Origin of the sequence: Streptomyces sp. R41, from assembly GCF_041053055.1 — a bacterium.
Taxonomy (GTDB): Bacteria; Actinomycetota; Actinomycetes; order Streptomycetales; family Streptomycetaceae; genus Streptomyces.
On sequence record NZ_CP163443.1, the window covers coordinates 2,030,305 to 2,053,734 of the forward strand.

Below are 23,430 nucleotides of genomic sequence, written 5' to 3' on the forward strand. Positions count from 1 at the left end.
ACGGGCGCCGGGGGCCCCGCGGGCCGCCTGCGGCGGCGCGGGCGTTGGCGCGCGTTTCGGGGCGCGTCGGCGGGGCGGGTGCGGGCGCGCGTTTCGGGGCGCGCCGGCGGGGCGGGTGCGGGCGCCTTTCGCGGCCGCGTGCGCGGGGGCGGGCGTAGGCGCCCATCGCCCGGCGCAGAGTGCCAGCAGGGGGGTCCGCGTCGGCGGGGCGGGCGTGGACGGCCCCCGCGGACCGCATCCGCCGGACGGCCATGCACGGCCCTCACGGACCGCATCCGCCGGTCAGACCCCGACGCGCTCCCCGGAGGGGATCCGCACGCCGCGCGCCCAGTCGGCGGCGCGCATCGGCTTCTTGCCCTGGGCCTGGACCCAGAGCAGCTCGACGGCGTACGACCCGGTCCCGACGTAGACGTTGTTCTTGCCGACGGACAGCTCGCCCGGGGCGAGGTCCGTGCGGTCCGGCACGGATGCCACCTGGATGAGCTTGAGCCGCTCGCCCCGGAAGACGGTCCACGCGCCGGGGGCGGGCGTGCACCCGCGCACGACGCGGTCGACGCGGAGCGCCGGGGCGGACCAGTCGATGTGGGCGTTCTCGACGGTGATCTTCGGCGCCACGGTGATGCCGTCGGTGGGCTGCGGCACGGCCTTGAGGCTGCCGTCCTCGATCCCGTCCATCGTGGCGGAGAGCAGCCCGGCGCCGGCGAAGGCGAGCCGTGTGAGCAGGTCCCCGCTGGTGTCCGTGAGCCGGATCTCCTCGGTGACGGTCCCGTACACGGGCCCCGAGTCGAGCCCTTCCTCGATGAGGAACGTGGACGCACCGGTGATTTCGTCGCCGGCCATGATCGCGTGCTGCACGGGAGCGGCGCCGCGCCAGGCGGGCAGCAGCGAGAAGTGCAGATTGACCCAGCCGTGGGCGGGGATGTCGAGGGCGACGCGCGGCAGCAACGCCCCGTACGCGACCACGGGGCAGCAGTCGGGCGCGATCTCCCTGAGCCGCGCCAGGAACTCCTCGTCCCGCGGCTTCACCGGCTTCAGCACCTCGATCCCGGCCTCCTCCGCCCGCTCGGCGACCGGACTCGCGACAAGCCGCCGCCCCCGCCCGGCAGGCGCGTCGGGCCGCGTGACGACAGCGGCCACCTCGTGCCGCCCGGAGGCGATCAGGGCGTCCAGAGCGGGAACGGCGACCTCGGGGGTACCTGCGAAGACAAGCTTCATGGGTGGCGGTTGGCCTCTCGGGCGGGAATTCTTGAGCCCCCGCACACCTGCCGGTCGGGGCGAAGCACGGGGCAGCGCACCAGTCTATGCGGCACCGGGGCTCGGGGGCTCGCAGGTTCCGCGCCTGCCGCCCGGCAACTCGAAGCCCCGACTCGCGGCCGCAAACCCGCAGGCCCAGCCGCAGCCGCGAACTCGAAGGCCCAACCCGCAGCCGCCAACGGCGACCCGCCCCCACGGGAGACCCGCACTTGACACCCGACTCGCACGGGCGGTGCGCGGGCGGGAGAACAAACGAGCCAAGACCGAAGGCCGAGGCGAGCCACCCCCCACCGGGGGCGTACGAGCCAAGACGCGCCCCGGGCATATGCCCTTACGCTCCCGATGCGTGACCAGCGGAGCGCAAGCGCGTTGGTCAAGAGAGAGTTGACCACAACGGGCCGCAATCGCGGCCCGATCCTTTTCAACGCCGGTTCGAGAGGCTTGTTCATGGCCGACCACGCAACCCACGACGCCCAGGCTCGGGCCAGCCTGCACTTGCTGGTGCGGGACATCGAGCGGGTCCGCCGGCAGGTGGACGCACTGCGCACGCTCACCGCCCAGTTGGGCAACGTCTACCGCCCGCGCCGCTCAGGCCCCTCCACGGGCTTCGTCGTCTACGGACGCGCCCCCGCCCCGACCGTCCGCCTCGCCCAGGAGCTGCGGGACAGCGTCGAGACCCTGGTCACGGCAGCCGTGGACTTCGACCGCTCACTCGGTTTCTCGTGGGACGCGGTGGGCTCGGCCCTCGGAGTCACCAAGCAGGCTGTGCACCGCCGTTACGGCGCCCGCCGCGCCGCCGCCCAGGCTGCCGCCGAGGCCGAGCGGGCAACCGAGACATCGGGCACCCGCACGGTAGCCGTCAACACCGGCATCCCCACGGTGCCGACGGTCCCCGCGGCCCGCTCGATGCCGACCCAGCCGACGGCGGGCAGCCCCACCCTCCGAGACGACGCCAGGCCCACGGCGTTCCCGGGCCCGCGCAACGGCTGACCAACTCCCCCTGCCTCCCGGAGCCGACCGGTCCGGGAGGCACCCTCGAGGTGAGGCGCCCCTGCGCCGAGGCAGCCCTGGGCGCACGCCTCCACTGACGCACCCTCACCCAATGTCCGGCGGATCGATCCGAACCCGTACGGGCTCACTCCCCCCACGCGCCATCCGCGCCGCCTGCGCGGTCTTCAGCGCGGCCGCCAGCGCCGCACCGCTCCCGGGCGGCACCCGGATGAGGGCCCGCTCCCAGCGCTCACCCGGAGGCGGCGCACCCACCCGCCGGGGCCGCCCCGCCTCCGTGACGGCCATCGGTACGGGCCCCAACACCTCGGCGTCGCGAGGAAGTTCGACCACGGCGAGAAACTCGGTGAGAGCCTCCGGCGCACCGGAGACGGCCGCCATCCGAGAGACAGGCGGAAACCCCAGCTCGGCCCGCTCGGCGAGCTCGCGCACCGCGTGCCCGACGGGATCCCACCGCACGAGCGCCTGCACGGGCCGCAGCGTCGGCTCGGCGACCACCACCACGGTGCCCCCGGCCTCCTGCGGGCGTACGAGTGCCGCGGCCCCGATCCAGCGTCGCAACGCGTCCTCACCGGCCCGCAGATCGGGCCGCCCGAGCATCGCCCAGCCGTCGAGCAGCAACGCGGCGGCGTACCCACCCTCGGCGACGGGCTCGGCTCCCGGTGTACTGACGACGAGGGCGGGCGCCTCGGACACGGTGTCCAGCACCTGCTCCCGCCCGGACGTCCGCACCGGCACGGCCGGGAACGCCCGCCCCAGCTCCTCGGCGGTGCGCCGGGCACCCACGACCTGCGCCCGCAGCCGGAACCCGCCGCATTCGGGGCAGTGCCAGGCCGCCTCGTCCCGCCCGCACCACGTACACCGCAGCGCGCCCGCGTCCTGTGCCTCCAGCGGCCCGGCGCAGTGCCGGCACCGCGCGGGCGCCCGGCACTGCGCACAGGCCATCCGGGGCACGTACCCCCGCCGAGGTACCTGCACGAGCACGGGCCCGCTCCTCAGACCCTCCCTGACGACCCGCCAGGCGAGCGTGGGCAGCCGCGCGGCGCGAGCGGCCTCGTCCCGCGCGAGATCCCCGTCCCCCACGGTCCGCACGAGCGGCGCCGCCCCCCGCACCTGCTCCCGCTCCGCGACCAGCGGCAACGCCCATCCGCTCTCGACGAGCTGCGCGGCCTCGACCGTGCAGCCCCAACTCCCCAGCAGGAAGGCGCACTTGTCGTGGGCTGCCCGCAGCAGCAGCACTTCCCGCGCATGCGGCTGCGGCGCGTGCTGCTCGCTGTGGCTGTCGTCCCCGTCGTCCCAGATGACGACCAGCCCCAGATCCCGCACGGGGGCGAACATGGCGGCCCGGGTCCCCACGACGGCCCGTACGGAACCACGCCGGACGGCGAGCCACTCCCGATACCGCTTCTCGGGCCCGGCCTCGGCGGTGAGCACCGCATGCCGCCCCTCTCCCAACAGCGAGGTCAGCGCGGCATCAACCCGGGATACGGCACGCCCATCCGGTACGACGACGAGGGCGCCCCGCCCGGAGGCGAGCGTCGCGCCCACGGCTCTGGCGATTTCCTCGGCCCAGCCAGGCCCCGGCAACGCGTTCCACACAGCTCGCGGCGCCCCGCCCGCCGCGAGCGACTCCACAAAGGCGGCCCCGCGCCCGTACCGCGCCCAGGACCCCACCTCAGGCGCCTCGGGAACGGGCAGCGGCTCGGGCGAGGGCTTCCCCTCCGCCCGCGCGTTCCGCGGCGGCACCGCAAGCTGCAGCACATCCGCAAGGCTCCCCGCATACCGATCGGCGACGGCCCGGGCCAGCCCCAGCAGCTCGGGCCCGAGCACGGGCTCGGGAGACACCACCTGGGCCAGCGCGGCGAGCGGCCCGGAGTAGTCGGAATCGGCGAGCCGCTCGACGAGAAACCCGTCGATCAGTCCGCCACCCTCACGGCGCCCCTCCCGCACGCGATGCCGCCCGGCCCCGAACCGCACCCGGACGCGCACCCCGGGCCGAGCTGCCTCATCAAGCTCCTCAGGCACGGCGTAATCGAAGTACCGATCAAGATGCAGCACGCCCTTGTCGACCAGCACCCGCGCGACCGGCAACTCCTTGGCAAGCGCCGCCCCCCGCCAGGTCCGCGGCTTCGCCTTCGGCACCTTGGCCTGCCGCACCCCCTCGCGGATCAGCGCAAGCTGCTCGGGCGGCGCGCCCTCCGCGCCACCCTCACCCCGCCCATTCGCGCTGCTCACAGCAACATTCCTACCAGACCCCACTGACACCGCCGTGCGCCCGAGATCAAGCCGGCCGCGGATCGCGCACGTCCTGAGGACGCTTCTGCCATAGACCACTCGGCCATACCGGTCCAGGACCGGCAGCAGGATTCGAACCTGCGAAGGAGATCACCCGGAAGTACCCGCAACCATCGCACCGGGCGCCACGACGTCAGCACCTCCCGAGTTCCAAGCGGCAGCGGACCATGTACCAGATTCACCGCGCGCCCTGGGCGCACTCCACCGAAGTAACCGCGGCCATCGCACCGGGAGATCACCAGCGTACGAACGCCGCAGCCACCCGCACCACCCATTTCCCGTGTGGTGAAACGGTGAGGCCCGGCACCCCGAAGGGGCACCGGGCCTCGCCGAACAAGCGGGTCCTACAGACCGGCAGCCTTGCGCAGCGCCTCCACCCGGTCCGTCCGCTCCCACGTGAAGTCGGGCAGCTCGCGGCCGAAGTGTCCGTACGCGGCCGTCTGAGCGTAGATCGGGCGCAGCAGGTCGAGGTCGCGGATGATGGCCGCCGGGCGGAGGTCGAAGACCTCGGTGATGGCGGTCTCGATCTTCTCGGCGTCGACCTTGGCGGTGCCGAAGGTCTCGACGAAGAGACCGACGGGCTCGGCCTTGCCGATCGCGTAGGCGACCTGGACCTCGCAGCGCGAGGCGAGGCCCGCGGCGACGACGTTCTTCGCGACCCAGCGCATCGCGTACGCGGCGGAGCGGTCGACCTTGGACGGGTCCTTGCCGGAGAAGGCGCCGCCGCCGTGGCGGGCCATGCCGCCGTACGTGTCGATGATGATCTTGCGGCCGGTCAGGCCGGCGTCGCCCATCGGGCCGCCGATCTCGAAGCGGCCGGTCGGGTTGACCAGGAGGCGGTAGCCCTCGGTGTCCAGCTTGATGCCGTCGTCGAGGAGGGCCTTCAGCTCCGGCTCGACCACGAACTCGCGGATGTCGGGGGCCAGGAGCGAGTCCAGGTCGATGTCCGAAGCGTGCTGGGACGAGACCACGACCGTGTCCAGGCGGACCGCCTTGTCACCGTCGTACTCGATGGTGACCTGGGTCTTTCCGTCGGGACGGAGGTAGGGAATCGTGCCGTTCTTGCGGACCTCGGACAGACGGCGCGAGAGGCGGTGCGCCAGGTGGATCGGAAGCGGCATCAGGTTCGGCGTCTCGTCGGTCGCGTAACCGAACATCAGGCCCTGGTCGCCCGCACCCTGCCGGTCGAGCTCGTCGTCGTCACCCTCGACCCGGTTCTCGTACGCCGTGTCGACGCCCTGCGCGATGTCCGGCGACTGCGAGCCGATGGACACGGAGACGCCACAGGACGCGCCGTCGAAGCCCTTCTTCGACGAGTCGTAGCCGATCTCGAGGATCTTGTCCCGCACGAGCTGGGCGATCGGCGCGTACGCCTTGGTCGTGACCTCGCCGGCCACGTGCACCAGGCCGGTCGTGATCAGCGTCTCCACGGCGACCCGGGACGTCGGGTCCTCCCGCAGAAGCGCGTCGAGAATGGTGTCGCTGATCTGGTCAGCGATCTTGTCGGGGTGACCCTCGGTCACGGACTCCGAGGTGAACAGGCGACGGGACACAACGCTCCCTGTGGTTGCAGCGGCTGCTGGCTGATCATTGGCGGACGGGACGGAGGCTGCGCCCGGCGTCGTCCGAGAACAGTTTATCGGTCGCGCTCGCCCGCAGGCCCCCTTGTCTCGCTTCTCGGAAGCGCTGTGACCTGCGGCACGGGCATTCTGCGCCATGACGATCGGTCTTCACCAGGTTCGTCACACCGTATTTCGCGCGGATGGAGGCGTCCGTTGAGGCGAATGAGACATTCACCGCAGGCGGCGTGTCACCAGGTCCCACACGGTCTCGGCCAAGGCTTCCTTGGGTCCGTACGGCACCGGGGTCTCACTGCCGTCGGCTCCGAGCACCACGGCCTCGTTCTCCTCGGAGCCGAACGTCTTGCGCTCTCCCACCTCGTTCACCACGAGGAGATCGCAGCCCTTGCGCTCCAGCTTCGTACGGCCATTGGCGAGGACGTCGTCCGTCTCGGCGGCGAAGCCGACGACCACCTGGTCGGGGCGCGGCCGGTCCGTGGAGATCTCCGCGAGGATGTCCGGATTACGGATCAGAACGATCGGCTCCGGTTCCTGGCCGTCCTGCTTCTTGATCTTTCCGGCCGCGTACGTGGCCGGGCGGAAGTCCGCCACCGCCGCGGCCATCACCACGGCGTCGGCGTCGGAGGCCGCCTTCAGTACCGCCTCGCGCAGTTGCACGGCCGTCCCGACCTGTACGACGTCCACGCCGGCCGGGTCCGGCAGTCCGGTGTTCGCGGCGATCAGGGTGACGCGGGCGCCGCGCGCGGCCGCCGTACGGGCGAGGGCGTACCCCTGCTTGCCGGAGGAGCGGTTGCCGAGGAAGCGGACCGGGTCGAGCGGCTCGCGCGTGCCGCCCGCACTGATGACGACGTGACGGCCGGTCAGATCGGGCTCGGTCACGCCCCGCGCGAGCACCCGGCGGCAGATCTCGAAGATCTCGGCGGGCTCGGGCAGCCGCCCCTTGCCGGTGTCGACACCGGTCAGGCGCCCCACCGCGGGCTCGATGACGACGGCGCCGCGGCGGCGCAGCGTCGCCACGTTCTCCTCGGTCGCCGGGTGCTCCCACATCTCCGTGTGCATGGCGGGAGCGAAGACGACCGGACAGCGGGCGGTCAGCAAGGTGTTCGTGAGGAGGTCGTCGGCCAGGCCGTGGGCCGCCTTGGCCAGCATGTCCGCCGTCGCGGGGGCCACGACCACCAGGTCGGCGTGCTGCCCGATGCGGACGTGCGGGACCTCGTGGACGTCCGACCAGACCTCGGTCGAGACCGGGTGGCCGGAGAGCGCGGACCAGGTGGCGGCGCCGACGAAGTGCAGCGCCGACTCGGTGGGAACGACCCGTACGTCATGACCGGACTCGGTCAAACGACGCAACAGCTCACAGGCCTTGTAGGCGGCGATGCCGCCGCTGACCCCCAGAACGACCTTCGGCTTGTCCACCGGGCCTCCCCAACACTCGAAAACGTACAACCCCATGACACACCACAGGCCCGACAGTCGCGCTGCCGGGCCTGGGATGAAGGAAAGAAACGGTGACTACTGCGCGGGGCCCTCAACGGCCTCGGACGTCAGCAGACCCGCGTTGATCTCGCGCAGGGCGATCGAAAGCGGCTTCTCGTGGACGTGGGTGTCGACGAGCGGACCGACGTACTCGAGGAGGCCCTCGCCGAGCTGCGAGTAGTACGCGTTGATCTGACGGGCACGCTTGGCCGCGTAGATCACGAGGCTGTACTTCGAGTCGGTGGCCTCGAGGAGCTCGTCGATCGGAGGGTTGATGATGCCCTCGGGCGCGGTGATGGAAGAGGACACGCTTGGCCTTCCGAAAGGTGGGATTGATCAGTGAAGATCACACAACGTCCACCAAGGCTAGCAGCTCGCGCGCCACGTCCTCGACGGAGGTGTTGACCAGGGTGACATCGAACTCCGGCTCGGCCGCCAACTCGATCTTGGCCGCCGCCAGGCGGCGCTCGATCACCTCGGGCGGTTCGGTGCCCCGCCCGGTGAGCCTGCGCACCAGCTCCTCCCAGGAGGGAGGGGCCAGGAACACGAGCAGGGCCTCCGGCATGGACTCGCGGACCTGACGGGCACCCTGGAGGTCGATCTCCAGGAGGACCGGCACACCCGACTCCAGGTGCTCCAGGACGGCCTTGCGCGGCGTCCCGTAGCGGTTGCCGGCGAATTCGGCCCACTCCAGCAGCTCGCCGTTGGCGATCAGCTTGTCCATCTCCTCGTCGGTGACGAAGAAGTAGTGGACTCCATGCTTCTCACCCGGGCGCGGCTTGCGGGTCGTCGCCGACACCGAGAGCCAGACCTCGGGGTGTTCCTTGCGCATATGGGCGACGACCGTGCTCTTGCCGACCCCTGAGGGGCCGGAGAGCACGGTCAGCCGCGGACGTTCACTCATGCAGCGATTATTCCAGCAATCCCGGAGTGCCCAGGACTCAGGCGCCGGAGCCGCCGAACTCGCGCTCCAAGGAAGCGATCTGGTTCGAGCCGAGGCCGCGTACGCGGCGGCTCTCGGAGATCCCGAGTCGCTCCATGATCTGCTTGGCGCGGACCTTGCCCACGCCCGGCAGGGACTCGAGGAGAGCGGAGACCTTCATCTTGCCGATGACGTCGTTCTCCTGGCCCTGCTTGATGACCTCGTGAAGGGAGGCGCCGGAGTGCTTGAGTCGATTCTTGACCTCGGCCCGCTCCCGGCGAGCCGCGGCGGCCTTTTCGAGCGCGGCTGCGCGCTGTTCAGGGGTAAGGGGCGGAAGAGCCACGCCTACGTCACCTCGGATGTCGAACTGTCGGATACGGACCGGTGAGGAACCTAGTCGCCCCACACCTGGGGAGCTACGAGCAACACGCTTGCCCGTTCTCCCCCACTGCCTTAAAAGCGTGGGAGGTGCCCCCACTCGACGGAGACTAGCGGGCAAGTGCGCCAGAGTCAGCGAGAACAGCGGAAAAGTCCTGGTCAGCCTCCCTGGAGCCGGACATTTCCGACATACTGCCCCGGATTTGAGGATGTATTCAGACTCAGGGCGCTCCGAAGACACTCATCGGAGGACTGTCGAGCGACTGTCCGAGGACTCAGGCGGCCGCAACAGCGGCCCTGATCTCCTCCGCGAAGCGCTCCGCGGACTCGCGCAGCGCGGCCACGTCGGGACCGTGACGAAGAACACCCCGGCTCACGTTCGGGACGACATTGCGCACCGCCGCCCCGAAGACACCCGCCAGATCGGCCGCCGTCGCCCCCTGGGCACCGATTCCGGGTGCGAGGAGCGGTCCGTTGATCTCCAGGTCGTACGAGGAGAGGTCGCCCAGCGTGGCCCCGACGACCGCGCCGAAGGAGCCGAGGGGCGTCTCCCCCGCGTTCTCGACGGCCAGGTGCCCGAGCATCGTCGCTCCGACGTTCCGGCCGTCCGCCCGGACCGCGTGCTGCACCTCGCCGCCCTCCGGGTTGGAGGTGAGCGCGAGGACGAAGAGCCCGGCCCCGCTCTCGCGCGCGAGCTCCACCGCGGGCTTCAGCGAGCCGTAGCCGAGGTAGGGCGACACGGTCAGCGCGTCGGAGAAGAGCGGCGCGTCCTTGCGCAGGAAGGTCTCCGCGTACGCGGCCATGGTCGAGCCGATGTCGCCGCGCTTGGCGTCCATCACGACCAGCGCGCCGGCCGCCCGCGCCTGCTCGACCGACTTCTCCAGGACGGCGATCCCGCGCGACCCGAAGCGCTCGAAGAAGGCGCTCTGCGGCTTGAGGACGGCGACCCGGTCGGCCAGCGCCTCGACGACGGTGCGGCTGAAGCGCTCCAGGCCCGCGATGTCGTCGTTCAGGCCCCAGTCGGTGAGCAGAGAGGCGTGCGGGTCGATGCCCACGCACAGGGGGCCCCGCTCGTCCATTACGCGGCGAAGACGTGCGCCAAAGGGTTCCAGGCTCATGCGGACTTCCTCACGTCGGCGCCGACCGCGTCGGCGAGGGTGGCGTACGGGCTGCTGCGAAGGCGCGCGGCGAGCCCCTTGTGGATGGCGCGACCCCAGAAGGGGCCCTCGTAGATGAAGGCGCTGTAGCCCTGCACCAGCGTGGCGCCGGCCAGGATGCGCTGCCAGGCGTCCTCGGCGTTCTCGATGCCGCCGACGCCCACGAGGGTGATCCGGTCGCCCACGCGCGCGTAGAGGCGGCGCAGCACCTCCAGGGAGCGTGCTTTGAGCGGCGCGCCGGAGAGTCCGCCGGTCTCCTTGACCAGAGAGGGCTGGGACTTCAAACCGAGTCCCTCGCGCGCGATGGTGGTGTTCGTGGCGATGATCCCGTCCAGGCCGAGCTCGACAGCCAGGTCGGCGACCGCGTCGATGTCCTCGTCCGCGAGGTCGGGCGCGATCTTGACGAGGAGTGGCACCCGCCGGTCGGTCACGGCTCGGTCGGCGGCTTCACGGACGGCGCTCAGCAGCGGCCGCAGCGACTCCGTGGCCTGGAGATTGCGCAGACCGGGCGTGTTCGGGGAGCTGACGTTGACCACGAGGTAGTCGGCATGCGCGGCCAGCCGCTCGGTCGACTTCACGTAGTCGGCGGCCGCCTCGGCCTCCGGTACGACCTTGGTCTTGCCGATGTTGACGCCCACGACGGTCCTGAAGACCGGCGTACGGGCCGCCAGGCGGGCCGCCACGGCCCGGGAGCCCTCATTGTTGAACCCCATGCGGTTGATCAGCGCGCGGTCCGGCACAAGGCGGAACAGGCGCTTCTTGGGGTTGCCCGGCTGCGGCTCCCCCGTGACCGTGCCGATCTCGATGTGGTCGAAGCCGAGCATCGACATCCCGTCGATGGCGACGGCGTTCTTGTCGAAGCCCGCCGCGAGCCCGAACGGGCCGTGCATCCGCAGCCCGAACGCCTCGGTGCGCAGCTCCTTGTAGCGGGGCGCGAGCGCGGCGGCGACAAAGGTGCGCAGGACAGGGACGCGGACGGCGAGCCGGATCCACCGGAAGGCGAGGTGGTGCGCCTGCTCGGGGTCCATCCGCTTGAAGACGAGGTTGAAGAAGAGCTTGTACATGGTCATGTCCTCAAAAGAGCCTCACGAAGGGGCTCACGAAGAGGGGGACACCGTTTCCGATGTCCCCCTCAGGGCTGCTAGTCGCGGGCCGCGGTCAGATGCTCGGCGTGTTCCTGGAGTGAGCGCACGCCCACGTCACCGTGGTTGAGCGCGTCGATGCCCTGGACGGCGGCGGCGAGCGCCTGGACCGTCGTCAGGCACGGCACGGACCGGGCCACGGCGGCCGTACGGATGTCGTAGCCGTCGAGGCGGCCACCGGTGCCGTACGGCGTGTTGACGATGAGGTCGACGTGGCCGTCGTGGATGAGCTGGACGATGGTCTTCTCGCCGTTCGGGCCCTCGCCCTCGCTCTGCTTGCGCACGACCGTGGCGTTGATGCCGTTGCGCTTGAGCACTTCGGCCGTGCCGGACGTGGCGAGCAACTCGAACCCGTGGGCGACGAGTTCGCGCGCCGGGAAGATCATCGAGCGCTTGTCGCGGTTGGCGACCGAGATGAAGGCACGGCCCTTGGTCGGCAGCGGACCGTACGCGCCCGCCTGCGACTTGGCGTACGCCGTCCCGAACACCGAGTCGATGCCCATGACTTCACCGGTGGAGCGCATCTCCGGGCCGAGGACGGTGTCCACGCCACGCCCGTGGATGTCGCGGAAGCGCGACCACGGCATGACGGCCTCCTTGACGGAGATCGGCGCGTCCAGAGGCAGTTCGCCGCCGTCTCCGACCGCCGGCAGCAGCCTCTCGGCGCGCAGTTCGGCGATGGTCGCGCCGAGCGAGATCCGGGCGGCGGCCTTCGCCAGCGGCACCGCGGTCGCCTTCGAGGTGAAGGGGACCGTGCGCGAGGCACGCGGGTTGGCTTCGAGGACGTACAGGATGTCCCCGGCCATCGCGAACTGGATGTTGATCAGTCCGCGCACGCCCACTCCGCGAGCGATGGCCTCCGTGGACGCCCGCAGCCGCTTGATGTCGAACCCGCCGAGCGTGATCGGCGGCAGCGCGCACGCCGAGTCGCCGGAGTGGATGCCGGCCTCCTCGATGTGCTCCATGACGCCGCCGAGGTAGAGCTCCTCGCCGTCGTACAGGGCGTCGACGTCGATCTCGATCGCGTCGTCGAGGAACCGGTCGACCAGGACGGGCCGGGAGGGGCTGATCTCGGTCGACTCGGCGATGTACGAGGACAGCCGCGTCTCGTCGTACACGATCTCCATTCCGCGCCCGCCGAGCACGTACGAGGGCCGTACGAGGACGGGGTAGCCGATCTCGTCGGCGATGGCCTTGGCCTCGGCGAAGGTGGTGGCGGTGCCGTGCTTGGGGGCAGGGAGACCGGCCTCCGCGAGGACCCGCCCGAAGGCGCCGCGGTCCTCGGCGGCGTGGATCGCCTCGGGGGACGTACCGACGACCGGCACGCCGTTGTCCTTGAGCGCCTGCGCCAGGCCCAGCGGGGTCTGCCCGCCGAGCTGCACGATGACACCCGCGATCGGACCGGCCAGCGACTCCGCGTGGACGATCTCCAGCACGTCTTCGAGCGTCAGCGGCTCGAAGTACAGGCGGTCGGAGGTGTCGTAGTCGGTGGAGACGGTCTCGGGGTTGCAGTTGACCATCACGGTCTCGTAGCCCGCGTCGCTGAGCGCGAAGGAGGCGTGGACGCAGGAGTAGTCGAACTCGATGCCCTGGCCGATCCGGTTCGGGCCGGAGCCCAGGATGATGACCGCGGGCTTCTCGCGGGGCGCGACCTCCGTCTCCTCGTCGTAGGAGGAGTAGAAGTACGGCGTCTTGGCCGCGAACTCGGCGGCGCACGTGTCGACCGTCTTGTACACCGGGCGCACGCCCAGCGCGTGCCGCACCTCGCGCACGACGTCCTCGCGCAGCCCGCGGATCTCGGCGATCTGCACGTCGGAGAAGCCGTGCCGCTTGGCCTCGGCCAGCAGCTCGGGGTCGAGCTTGTCGGCGGCGGCCAGTTCGTCCGCGATCTCCTTGATCAGGAACAGCTGGTCGACGAACCACGGGTCGATCTTCGTCGCCTCGAAGACCTCCTCGGGCGTGGCGCCCGCGCGGATGGCCTGCATGACGGAGTTGATGCGCCCGTCGGTCGGCCGTACGGCCTCCTCGAGGAGAAGCTTCTTCTCGCCGGGCTCGCCCACGAACGTGAACTGCGAGCCCTTCTTCTCCAGTGACCGCAGCGCCTTCTGCAGCGCCTCGGTGAAGTTGCGGCCGATCGCCATGGCCTCGCCGACCGACTTCATGGTGGTCGTCAGGGTCGAATCCGCCGACGGGAACTTCTCGAAGGCGAACCGCGGCGCCTTGACGACGACGTAGTCGAGCGTCGGCTCGAAGGACGCCGGAGTCTGCTCGGTGATGTCGTTCGGGATCTCGTCCAGCGTGTAGCCCACGGCGAGCTTCGCGGCGATCTTGGCGATCGGGAAGCCGGTCGCCTTGGAGGCGAGGGCCGAGGAGCGGGACACGCGCGGGTTCATCTCGATGACGATCACGCGACCGTCCTCGGGGTTCACCGCGAACTGGATGTTGCAGCCACCCGTGTCCACGCCGACCTCGCGGATGACCGCGATGCCGATGTCGCGCAGGATCTGGTACTCGCGGTCGGTCAGCGTCATCGCCGGGGCGACGGTGATCGAGTCACCGGTGTGCACACCCATCGGGTCGAAGTTCTCGATGGAGCAGACGACCACGACGTTGTCGTGCTTGTCGCGCATCAGCTCCAGCTCGTACTCCTTCCAGCCGAGGATGGACTCCTCCAGGAGCACCTCGGTGGTCGGCGACAGCGTCAGGCCCTGCCCGGCGATGCGGCGCAGCTCCTCCTCGTCGTGCGCGAAGCCGGATCCGGCGCCGCCCATGGTGAAGGAGGGGCGGACGACGACCGGGTAGCCGCCGAGCGTCTCGACGCCCCCCAGCACGTCGTCCATCGAGTGGCAGATGACCGAGCGTGCCGACTCGCCGTGGCCGATCTTCCGGCGGACGGCCTCGACGACATCCTTGAAGAGGTCGCGGTCCTCGCCCTTGTTGATCGCCTCGACGTTGGCGCCGATCAGCTCGACGCCGTACTTCTCGAGGGTCCCGGCCTCGTGCAGTGAGATGGCGGTGTTGAGCGCCGTCTGGCCACCCAGGGTGGGCAGGAGCGCGTCCGGGCGCTCCTTGGCGATGATCTTCTCGACGAACTCCGGGGTGATCGGCTCGACGTACGTCGCGTCGGCGATCTCCGGGTCGGTCATGATCGTCGCCGGGTTGGAGTTGACCAGGATGACCCTCAGGCCCTCGGCGCGCAGGATGCGGCACGCCTGGGTGCCGGAGTAGTCGAACTCGGCGGCCTGGCCGATGACGATCGGGCCGGAGCCGATGACCAGGACGGACTGGATATCGGTGCGCTTAGGCACGCTGGCCCTCCATCAGGGATACGAAGCGGTCGAACAGGTAGGCGGCGTCGTGCGGGCCCGCTGCCGCTTCGGGGTGGTACTGGACGCTGAAGGCCGGCTGGTCGAGCAGCTGGAGGCCCTCCACCACGTTGTCGTTGAGGCAGACGTGGGAGACCTCGGCGCGGCCGTAGGGGGTGTCGGACACCTTGTCGAGCGGGGCGTCGACGGCGAAGCCGTGGTTGTGCGCGGTGACCTCGACCTTGCCGGTCGTGCGGTCCTGCACGGGCTGGTTGATGCCGCGGTGGCCGTACTTCAGCTTGTACGTGCCGAAGCCGAGCGCGCGGCCCAGGATCTGGTTGCCGAAGCAGATGCCGAAGAGCGGCGTCTTGCGGGCGAGCACTTCCTGCATGACGGCCACCGGACCGTCGGCGGTCGCCGGGTCACCGGGACCGTTGGAGAAGAAGACGCCGTCGGGGTTCACGGCGTACACGTCCTCGACCGTGGCCGTCGCGGGCAGCACGTGCACCTCGATGCCGCGCTCGGCCATGCGGTGCGGGGTCATGCCCTTGATGCCCAGGTCGACGGCGGCGACGGTGAAGCGCTTCTCGCCGATCGCGGGGACGACGTACGTCTCCTTGGTGGCGACCTCTGCGGCGAGGTTCGCGCCCTTCATCTCGGGGGCCTGGCGCACCTCGGCGAGCATCGTGCCCTCGTCGGGCAGCGCGTTGCCGGAGAAGATGCCGACGCGCATGGCGCCGCGCTCGCGCAGATGGCGGGTCAGCGCACGCGTGTCGATGCCGCTGATGCCGACGACGCCCTGGTGCCGCAGCTCATCGTCGAGCGAGCGCCGGGAGCGCCAGTTGGAGGGCACGCGCGCGGGGTCGCGTACGACGTAACCGGAGACCCAGATCCGCTGCGACTCGGGGTCCTCGTCGTTGACGCCGGTGTTGCCGACGTGCGGGGCGGTCATCACGACGACCTGGCGGTGGTACGACGGGTCGGTGAGGGTCTCCTGGTAGCCGGTCATGCCGGTGGAGAACACCGCTTCGCCGAAGGTCTCCCCCACGGCCCCGTAGGCACGGCCACGGAACATCCGGCCGTCCTCCAGGACGAGTACGGCGGGAACCTTGGCGGCTCCCCTGGTGGAGGTCGTCATCGTGCGCCTTCCGTGTCGATGCTCTTGTTGATCATGCTGTTCAGGGTGTCGACCCACTCGTTGTGCTCGGCCGCGCGATCCGAGCGGAAACCGGAGTCGAGCAGTTTGTCGCCGTGCGCCCAGGTGACGACGAGGAGTCCGCCCTCGGTGAGGACCTTGCCGGCGATGCCCTTGTCGAGCCGGGCCTCTCGCAGGGCCGCGAGAGGCACGAAGAAGTCGGTCGCTCCCGGACGTACGACATCCAGGCCCGCCTCCGTCAGGGTCAGCTCGACCCGGCTGCGGGTGCCCAGGCCGTGCGCCACGATGCGGTCGAGCCACTGCCCGGCGGTGGTGGAGCCGTGGTAGCGGCCGCTCATGCTCAGTTTCACCGGGCCGAGGGCTTCTGGCGCGGTAGGCAGCTCGGGCAGGTCACCCTGGAGGGTGGCGCGCCACTTCCAGCCCTCGCGCATCAGCCAGTAGATGAGCGCGACGAACAGGATGAGCCCGACGAGCCAGCCGATCCGGCCGGCCCAGTCGGTCACGGGCGCCGACTTCTGTTCGGCGGCCATCGAGATGAGAGGTGTCACGCGAGCTTCCCGTCGACGAGGGTGGCCTTGCCCCGCAGCCAGGTGTGCGTGACCCGGCCCGGCAGCTCACGGCCCTCGTAGGGGGTGTTGCGGCTGCGCGAGGCGAAGCCCGCGGGGTCCACGGCCCCACGGTATGCCGTGTCGACCAGGGTGAGGTTCGCGGGCTCACCTGCCGAGACGGGACGGCCGTGGCCCTTCGCCCGACCGATCTGCGCGGGCTTGACCGACATGCGGTCCGCGACTCCGGCCCAGTCCAGCAGCCCGGTCTCGACCATCGTCTGCTGCACGACGGACAGCGCGGTCTCGAGCCCCACCATGCCCATGGCGGCCGCGGCCCATTCGCAGTCCTTGTCCTCGTGCGGGTGCGGCGCGTGGTCGGTGGCGACGATGTCGATCGTGCCGTCGGCGAGCGCCTCGCGCAGCGCCATGACATCGCGCTCGGTGCGCAGCGGCGGGTTGACCTTGTAGACCGGGTTGTACGTGCGCACCAGCTCGTCGGTGAGGAGCAGGTGGTGCGGGGTGACCTCGGCGGTGACGTCGATGCCGCGGGACTTGGCCCAGCGCACGATCTCGACCGAACCCGCCGTCGACAGGTGGCAGATGTGGACGCGCGAGCCGACGTGCTCGGCGAGCAGGACGTCCCGGGCGATGATCGATTCCTCGGCCACCGCCGGCCATCCCCCGAGCCCCAGCTCGGCGGAGACGACACCCTCGTTCATCTGGGCGCCCTCGGTGAGGCGGGGCTCCTGCGCGTGCTGCGCGACCACACCGCCGAAGGCCTTCACGTACTCGAGGGCGCGGCGCATGATCACCGCGTCGTCCACGCACTTGCCGTCGTCCGAGAAGACCGTGACGCCGGCCGCCGACTCGTGCATCGCGCCCAGCTCGGCGAGCTTCTTGCCCTCCAGGCCGACCGTGACGGCGCCGATGGGCTGCACGTCGCAGTAGCCGTGCTCCTGGCCGAGCCGGTAGACCTGCTCGACCACACCGGCGGTGTCGGCGACCGGGAAGGTGTTGGCCATGGCGAACACGGCGGTGTAGCCACCGACGGCCGCCGCCCGCGTACCGGTCAGCACGGTCTCGGAGTCCTCACGGCCCGGCTCACGCAGATGCGTGTGCAGGTCGACGAGTCCCGGAAGGAGCACCTTGCCGTCGGCCTCGACGACTTCGGCGCCCTCGGCGCTGAGACCGACACCCACCTCCGCGATCGTCCGACCGTCGATCAGGACGTCCTGCGGCTCGCCCCCGAGCACCTTCGCACCACGGATAAGGATCTTGCTCATGGTTCTTACTTCTCCTCGGTACGGGTGTGGGTGACGGCCGGCTCGTTGCCGCCAAGGAGCAGATACAGGACGGCCATCCGGATCGAGACGCCGTTGGCGACCTGCTCGACGACGGTGCAGCGCTCGGAGTCGGCGACCTCGGCGGTGATCTCCATACCGCGGACCATCGGGCCGGGGTGCATCACGATGGCGTGCTCGGGCATCTTCGCCATGCGGTCGCCGTCGAGGCCGTAGCGCCGTGAGTACTCGCGCTCGGTCGGGAAGAACGCCGCGTTCATCCGCTCGCGCTGCACGCGCAGCATCATCACCGCGTCGGACTTGGAGAGCGTGCTGTCGAGGTCGTACGAGATCTCGCAGGGCCAGGTCCCGACGCCGACGGGCACCAGGGTCGGCGGGGCGACGAGGGTGACCTCGGCGCCGAGGGTGTGCAGCAGATCGACGTTCGAGCGGGCGACCCGGCTGTGCAGGACGTCGCCGACGATCGTGATGCGCTTGCCGGACAGGTCCTGCCCGATCCCGGCGTCCCGGCCGACCAGGCGGCGGCGCATGGTGAAGGCGTCGAGCAGGGCCTGCGTGGGGTGCTGGTGGGTGCCGTCACCGGCGTTGATGACGGCGGCGTCGATCCAGCCGGAGGTGGCGAGCCGGTACGGGGCCCCGGAGGCGCCGTGCCGGATGACGACGGCGTCGACGCCCATGGCTTCGAGGGTCTGGGCGGTGTCCTTCAGGGACTCGCCCTTGGACACGCTCGATCCCTTGGCGGTGAAGTTGATGACGTCCGCGGAGAGGCGCTTCTCGGCGGCCTCGAAGGAGATCCGGGTGCGGGTCGAGTCCTCGAAGAAGAGGTTGACGACGGTGCGGCCGCGCAGGGTCGGCAGCTTTTTGATCGGCCGGTCGGCGACCCGGGCCATCTCCTCGGCGGTGTCGAGGATCAGGACGGCGTCGTCGCGGGTGAGGTCGGCGGCCGAGATGAGATGACGCTGCATCTGTCAGGCTCCGTAAGGCAGTTCAGTTCGGGAGGATTCGGGCACGCAAGGCGCACTCAGGGGCGTACGACAGCGGCGTACGCCGGAGGGCTACTGCTGTGCGTCCGAGGAGGTCCGCTTCGCACCGAGCAGCACGGTGTCTCGACCGTCCTCCTCGGCGAGCTGGACCTTGACCGTCTCCCGCAACGACGTGGGGAGGTTCTTGCCGACGTAGTCGGCGCGGATGGGCAGTTCGCGGTGCCCGCGGTCGACGAGGACCGCGAGCTGCACGGCGCGCGGGCGGCCGATGTCGTTCAGCGCGTCGAGCGCCGCGCGAATGGTGCGGCCGGAGAAGAGCACGTCGTCGACGAGGACGACCAGGCGGCCGTCGATGCCGTCACCGGGAATCTCGGTGCGGGCCAGCGCACGGGGCGGATGCATGCGCAGGTCGTCGCGGTACATGGTGATGTCGAGGGAGCCGACCGGGATCTTGCGATCGGTGATCTCTTCGAGCTTGTCGGCCAGCCTGCGGGCCAGGAAGACGCCTCGGGTCGGAATACCGAGGAGCACCACGTCGTCCGCGCCCTTGGCACGCTCGACGATCTCGTGGGCGATGCGGGTCAGCACCCGCGCGATGTCGGGGGCTTCGAGAACGGGCCGCGCATCGGCTTCGTACTGCTGCTTGTCCTGCTCTGTGTCCATACGAAACGGACCTCCTTCTCCGCCTCACGGGACGGATCATTAAAGGACGTCGGAATTGCGCCACCCACGTTACCAGTCCGGCAACGCCCCTGATCACCACCCTTCAAGCCACCGCCGGTGACTCCCACGGAAGGGTCGGTCCGGACCATTCGGCTTGACGGGGAAGAGTAACGCTGCGTAACCTCACTGTGAGTCACAAGAGTCACCAGCCGCGCGGCGGAGCCGCACGTTGATACAGCGTCCGGGGAGCTATATGTCCAGCGAATACGCCAAACAGCTCGGGGCCAAGCTCCGCGCCATCCGCACCCAGCAGGGCCTTTCCCTCCACGGCGTCGAGGAGAAGTCCCAGGGACGCTGGAAGGCGGTCGTGGTCGGTTCGTACGAGCGCGGCGACCGCGCCGTCACCGTTCAGCGCCTCGCGGAGCTGGCGGACTTCTACGGGGTTCCGGTGCAGGAGCTGCTGCCGGGCACCACGCCGGGCGGGGCCGCCGAGCCGCCGCCGAAGCTGGTCCTGGACCTGGAGCGGCTGGCCCACGTGCCGGCCGAGAAGGCGGGTCCCCTGCAGCGTTACGCGGCGACGATCCAGTCCCAGCGCGGTGACTACAACGGCAAGGTGCTGTCGATCCGCCAGGACGACCTGCGCACCCTCGCCGTCATCTACGACCAGTCGCCCTCGGTCCTCACCGAGCAGCTGATCAGCTGGGGCGTCCTGGACGCGGACGCGCGCCGCGCCGTCTCCCACGACGAGGGCTGACCCCTTCGGGCAGCTCAGCAGAAACGTGCCGCCGGGGTGGCCGGAACTTCATGGTTCCGGCCACCCCGGCGGCTTTCTGCGGGCCTGGGGAGCCTCGTGGGTACGGGAACGCCGGAGGGCCCGCAGCGTGAGCTGCGGGCCCTCCGTGACGGCTTCTGGGGCGGAGCAGGCGGTTCCCCTGTTCGTACCCCGCCCTCCCGGCGGAGCGCCTACGCCTCGTCCCGGCGGAGCGACGGCTTCAGGTCCTTCAGCCGGCCCAGCAGGCCGTTCACGAACGAGGGCGACTCGTCCGTCGAGAACTCCTTCGCCAGCTGCACCGCCTCGTCGAGCACCACGGCGTCCGGGGTCTCGTCGACCCAGATCAGCTCGTAGGCACCGAGGCGCAGAATGTTGCGGTCGACGACCGGCATCCTGTCCAGCGTCCAGCCGACGGCGTACTGCGCGAGCAGCTCGTCGATCCGGGCCGCCTTCTTCGCGTAGCCCTCGACCAGCTGCATCGTGTACTCGCTCACCGGCGGCTGCCGTGTGTCGGTCCGGGAGTGCCGGATCCAGTCCGCGAGGACTGTCAGGACGTCCACGCCGCGCTGGTCGCCCTCGAAGAGGATCTGGAAGGCGCGCTTGCGGGCCGTGTTGCGGGCAGCCACGGTTAGCTGTTCACCCGGCCGAGGTAGTCGCTGGTGCGGGTGTCGACCTTGATCTTCTCACCGGTGGTGATGAAGAGCGGGACGTTGATCTGGTGACCGGTCTCCAGGATGGCGGGCTTGGTGCCACCGGTGGAGCGGTCGCCCTGAACGCCGGGCTCGGTCTCCTGGACGACCAGCTCGACGGCGGCCGGCAGCTCGACGAAGAGCACCTCGCCCTCGTGCTGCGCGACCGTGGCGGTGAAGCCCTCGATCAGGAAGTTGGCGGCGTCGCCGACGGCCTTGCGGTCGACCATCAGCTGGTCGTAGGTCTCCATGTCCATGAAGACGAAGTACTCGCCGTCCATGTACGAGAACTGCATGTCGCGCTTGTCGACAGTGGCCGTCTCGACCTTGACACCGGCGTTGAACGTCTTGTCGACGACCTTGCCGGAGAGCACGTTCTTGAGCTTGGTGCGCACGAAGGCAGGGCCCTTGCCGGGCTTGACGTGCTGGAACTCGACGACGGACCAGAGCTGGCCGCCTTCGAGCTTGAGCACCAGGCCGTTCTTGAGGTCGTTCGTGGAAGCCACGGTTGCGGAATCTCCTGGACTGACGTGGACGACCCCGGCGCACGCGCGTAGCTCGAAAAGCTAGAGCGCGAGCAGCTCCTTGGTCGTGATGGTGAGTAGCTCGGGTCCGCCGTCCGCCTCAGGGCGTACGACGAGCGTGTCATCGATCCGGACACCGCCCCGGCCCGGGAGGTGGACCCCCGGTTCGACGGTGACCGGCACGCAAGCGTCCAGTTTACCCATGGCCGCGGGGGCCAGCTGCGGGTCCTCGTCGATTTCGAGCCCCACACCGTGCCCGGTCAGCGGTGGAAGACCTTCCGCATAGCCCGCGGAGTCCAGTACCTGGCGGGCCGCGCGGTCCACGTCACGGTAGGCGGCGCCGGGCGCCAGCGACTCCCGTCCGGCCCGCTGGGCGGCGAAGACGAGGTCGTACAACTCGATCTGCCAGTCCGCGGGCGAGGTGCCGATCACGAAGGTTCGGCCGATCTCGCAGCGGTAGCCGCGATAGGTGGCGCCCAGGCAGACGGAGAGGAAGTCGCCCTCCTCGACCCGCCGGTCGGTGGGCCGGTGACCGCGCCGTCCGGAGTTCGGGCCGGTTCCGACCGAGGTCGCGAAGGCCGGCCCGTCGGCGCCGTGGTCGACGAGGCGGCGCTCCAGCTCCAGGGCGAGATGGCGTTCGGTTCGCCCCACCAGGATGGATTCGAGGAGTTCGCCCAGGGCCTGGTCGGCGATCTCGGCGCCGATCCGCAGACAGGAGATCTCCTCCTCGTCCTTGATCACCCGAAGCTGTTCCACCGCGCCGCCCAGGTCGCCGAGACGCAGCCGTGGCGCCACCGAGCCGATGGCGCGGTGCCGGGTCACGGTCAGGTGGTGTTCCTCGACCGCGAGGGACTCGGCGCCCTGGGCCGCGGCGACATCGGCGGCGGCGACGGCCGGATCACCGCCGGCGCGTGGCAGCACCTGCACGCGCAGCGCCTCGTCGGGGCGGCCTTCGTCGGCCTCGCCGCTCGGCGGACTGCCGCACAGCAGCAGATCCTCGCCCCTGCCCAGCAGGAGCACGGCACCGCGCGGGGCCGCACCGGCGAGATACCTCACGTTGGCGGGGCGGGTGACGAGCGCCGTCGCGCTGCCGCCCGCCGTACAGCGCTCTCGGACCCGCTCTCTGCGGGCCGCGTACACCTCTGGCATGAACCGAGCCTACGAGCGGTGGCCGGATGTCGCCGGTTCAGAGGGGCCGGACGTGTGGGCGGAGGTATCGGTGCCGGCCGTTCACCACTGCGGCGGGCTGGCGATCGACCGGGCGAGCACGTCGTCCAGGACACGGGCCGTGGCCGGAACGTCGAGCTGCGAGTTGTCGATGATGGGCAGCCCGGAGCCGTACCAGCCGGCCATCCGGCCGTGGATGCGGGCGACTTCCTCGTCGGTGAGGCGGCGGTTTCCGGAGCGCTCGGCGTTGCGCTCCAGGACTATCTCCAGGCCCGGGAGCAGGACGACCGGCAGCAGGCCGGGACCGACGTGGCGCTTCCAGCCGCCGAGGCCGACGACCGGGCGGTCCGGGAAGACGGCGTCGTCGAGGATGCAGGAGATGCCGTTGGCCAGGAAGTTCCGCGCGGCGAAGCCGCAGGTGCGGCGGGCCAGGCGGTACTGCGCCTCCGAATGATCGTTCCACCCCGACTGCGGGTCCGCGAAACCCGAGCGCACCCATTCGCGTACGTCGTCGAGACTGATGTGCGCGGTGGGGACTCGGCGGTGGTCCGCCCAGTACTTGGCGACGCTGGTCTTTCCGGCTCCCGCGGGACCGATGAGCAGCACCGCCAGCGTGGTGGCGGTGGGGTCGGAGGCGCCCGTGGCGGGCGGCGGCGACGGCATGGCGACGGGGCCGCCCGGGGGCAGCTGCACATGCCCGGTCGTGTCCGGCGTGGGAGGCACGGGAGCGTGGTGTGCGGGCTGCGCGGGGGCGTGATGCGCAGGCTGCTGCGGAGCATGGTGCTGGGGCACGTGATGCGGGACCTGCGTGGGAGGGACCCCGGGAGGCACGGGCGCTCCGGTGAAACCGGGAGCGGGCACGGGACCCGGGTGTCCCGGGTGCTGTCCGGTCGGCGACCAGCCGGCGGCCGTTCCATGCCCCGGCTGGTGGGGCGGCGGCAGCGGAGCCCCCACTGCGTGCTGCATCCGGTGCCACTCCGTCTCGTGTCTTTTGGCTCGTTCGCCTCCGGGACGCCTCAGTCGGTCTTGAGAGGGCGATCGTGCTCGGCCCTTCGGGCCTTCGCGCGCTCACGCTCTCGACACCGACGCGTCCCTTCGGCTCACTCGCGT

The 23,430-nt window shown here is 70.6% G+C and carries 21 protein-coding genes; 2 read left to right on the forward strand and 19 right to left on the reverse strand.

All coding sequences use genetic code 11. The annotated features are described in order from the left end of the window. Positions 1-282: 282 nt before the first annotated feature. The gene (fmt, locus tag AB5J53_RS09620) at positions 283-1,215 is read right to left on the reverse strand and encodes a methionyl-tRNA formyltransferase (RefSeq protein ID WP_369245206.1); all 933 of its coding nucleotides are present in this window, start codon (positions 1,213-1,215) and stop codon (positions 283-285) included. Between the two features lie 486 nt (positions 1,216-1,701). Between fmt and AB5J53_RS09625 the strand changes: the two genes are divergently transcribed. After that, positions 1,702-2,244, forward strand: a complete 543-nt coding sequence (locus AB5J53_RS09625) for a hypothetical protein (RefSeq protein WP_369245207.1) — start codon at positions 1,702-1,704, stop codon at positions 2,242-2,244. A 105-nt stretch (positions 2,245-2,349) separates the two neighbouring features. Here AB5J53_RS09625 and AB5J53_RS09630 read toward each other — a convergent pair whose 3' ends face one another. The 14 genes from AB5J53_RS09630 to pyrR all read right to left on the reverse strand — a co-directional run bounded on the left by AB5J53_RS09630 (position 2,350) and on the right by pyrR (position 19,168). Then, complete coding sequence (locus tag AB5J53_RS09630) at positions 2,350-4,497, reverse strand: primosomal protein N' (protein WP_369245208.1); 2,148 nt, start codon at positions 4,495-4,497, stop codon at positions 2,350-2,352. Between the two features lie 404 nt (positions 4,498-4,901). Beyond that, positions 4,902-6,110: a methionine adenosyltransferase gene (gene metK, locus AB5J53_RS09635; RefSeq protein WP_369245209.1), complete on the reverse strand. Its 1,209-nt coding sequence runs from the start codon at positions 6,108-6,110 to the stop codon at positions 4,902-4,904. A gap of 240 nt (positions 6,111-6,350) precedes the next feature. Next, a complete protein-coding gene (gene coaBC, locus AB5J53_RS09640; protein ID WP_369245210.1) occupies positions 6,351-7,553 on the reverse strand; it encodes a bifunctional phosphopantothenoylcysteine decarboxylase/phosphopantothenate--cysteine ligase CoaBC in 1,203 nt (400 codons plus the stop codon). A 96-nt stretch (positions 7,554-7,649) separates the two neighbouring features. Then, positions 7,650-7,922 carry a DNA-directed RNA polymerase subunit omega gene (gene rpoZ / locus AB5J53_RS09645; RefSeq protein WP_003982715.1) on the reverse strand — a complete coding sequence of 91 codons (273 nt, stop codon included), beginning with the start codon at positions 7,920-7,922 and terminating at the stop codon, positions 7,650-7,652. Between the two features lie 37 nt (positions 7,923-7,959). After that, the gene (gmk, locus tag AB5J53_RS09650; protein WP_369245211.1) at positions 7,960-8,517 is read right to left on the reverse strand and encodes a guanylate kinase; all 558 of its coding nucleotides are present in this window, start codon (positions 8,515-8,517) and stop codon (positions 7,960-7,962) included. 37 nt (positions 8,518-8,554) lie between these two features. Continuing rightward, positions 8,555-8,878: an integration host factor gene (locus AB5J53_RS09655; RefSeq protein WP_016638838.1), complete on the reverse strand. Its 324-nt coding sequence runs from the start codon at positions 8,876-8,878 to the stop codon at positions 8,555-8,557. Positions 8,879-9,188: 310 nt separating this feature from the next. Next, positions 9,189-10,031 (reverse strand): orotidine-5'-phosphate decarboxylase, encoded by an 843-nt coding sequence (gene pyrF / locus AB5J53_RS09660; RefSeq protein ID WP_369245212.1) that lies wholly within the window; start codon positions 10,029-10,031, stop codon positions 9,189-9,191. Then, entirely contained in the window at positions 10,028-11,134 is a 1,107-nt protein-coding gene (locus AB5J53_RS09665) for a quinone-dependent dihydroorotate dehydrogenase (protein WP_369252132.1), read from the reverse strand. The genes pyrF and AB5J53_RS09665 overlap by 4 nt, the downstream gene beginning before the upstream one ends. 77 nt (positions 11,135-11,211) lie before the next feature. After that, positions 11,212-14,520, reverse strand: coding sequence for a carbamoyl-phosphate synthase large subunit (carB, locus tag AB5J53_RS09670; RefSeq protein ID WP_369245213.1), 3,309 nt, complete (start codon positions 14,518-14,520; stop codon positions 11,212-11,214). Then, entirely contained in the window at positions 14,513-15,655 is a 1,143-nt protein-coding gene (gene carA, locus AB5J53_RS09675; protein ID WP_369245214.1) for a glutamine-hydrolyzing carbamoyl-phosphate synthase small subunit, read from the reverse strand. Before carA ends, carB begins: the two co-directional genes overlap by 8 nt. Beyond that, positions 15,652-16,221: a hypothetical protein gene (locus tag AB5J53_RS09680; protein WP_369245215.1), complete on the reverse strand. Its 570-nt coding sequence runs from the start codon at positions 16,219-16,221 to the stop codon at positions 15,652-15,654. Before AB5J53_RS09680 ends, carA begins: the two co-directional genes overlap by 4 nt. After that, positions 16,218-17,504 (reverse strand): dihydroorotase, encoded by a 1,287-nt coding sequence (locus tag AB5J53_RS09685; protein ID WP_369245216.1) that lies wholly within the window; start codon positions 17,502-17,504, stop codon positions 16,218-16,220. The genes AB5J53_RS09680 and AB5J53_RS09685 overlap by 4 nt, the downstream gene beginning before the upstream one ends. Before the next feature lie 5 nt (positions 17,505-17,509). Beyond that, positions 17,510-18,487 carry an aspartate carbamoyltransferase catalytic subunit gene (locus tag AB5J53_RS09690; RefSeq protein WP_369245217.1) on the reverse strand — a complete coding sequence of 326 codons (978 nt, stop codon included), beginning with the start codon at positions 18,485-18,487 and terminating at the stop codon, positions 17,510-17,512. Between the two features lie 90 nt (positions 18,488-18,577). Further along, positions 18,578-19,168 carry a bifunctional pyr operon transcriptional regulator/uracil phosphoribosyltransferase PyrR gene (pyrR, locus tag AB5J53_RS09695; RefSeq protein WP_369245218.1) on the reverse strand — a complete coding sequence of 197 codons (591 nt, stop codon included), beginning with the start codon at positions 19,166-19,168 and terminating at the stop codon, positions 18,578-18,580. A 253-nt stretch (positions 19,169-19,421) separates the two neighbouring features. Between pyrR and bldD the strand changes: the two genes are divergently transcribed. Further along, positions 19,422-19,922: a transcriptional regulator BldD gene (bldD, locus tag AB5J53_RS09700; RefSeq protein WP_067366005.1), complete on the forward strand. Its 501-nt coding sequence runs from the start codon at positions 19,422-19,424 to the stop codon at positions 19,920-19,922. Between the two features lie 209 nt (positions 19,923-20,131). On the opposite strand, the gene nusB is transcribed toward bldD, so the two are convergent. From nusB to AB5J53_RS09720, 4 genes are all read right to left on the reverse strand, one after another. Next, positions 20,132-20,566, reverse strand: a complete 435-nt coding sequence (gene nusB, locus AB5J53_RS09705; RefSeq protein WP_189188034.1) for a transcription antitermination factor NusB — start codon at positions 20,564-20,566, stop codon at positions 20,132-20,134. A gap of 2 nt (positions 20,567-20,568) precedes the next feature. Continuing rightward, positions 20,569-21,135, reverse strand: coding sequence for an elongation factor P (gene efp, locus AB5J53_RS09710; RefSeq protein ID WP_369245219.1), 567 nt, complete (start codon positions 21,133-21,135; stop codon positions 20,569-20,571). Positions 21,136-21,195: 60 nt separating this feature from the next. Next, positions 21,196-22,302 carry a M24 family metallopeptidase gene (locus AB5J53_RS09715; protein WP_369245220.1) on the reverse strand — a complete coding sequence of 369 codons (1,107 nt, stop codon included), beginning with the start codon at positions 22,300-22,302 and terminating at the stop codon, positions 21,196-21,198. An 81-nt stretch (positions 22,303-22,383) separates the two neighbouring features. Continuing rightward, a complete protein-coding gene (locus AB5J53_RS09720; protein WP_369245221.1) occupies positions 22,384-23,286 on the reverse strand; it encodes a Pro-rich N-terminal domain-containing protein in 903 nt (300 codons plus the stop codon). Between the last annotated feature and the right edge of the window lie 144 nt (positions 23,287-23,430).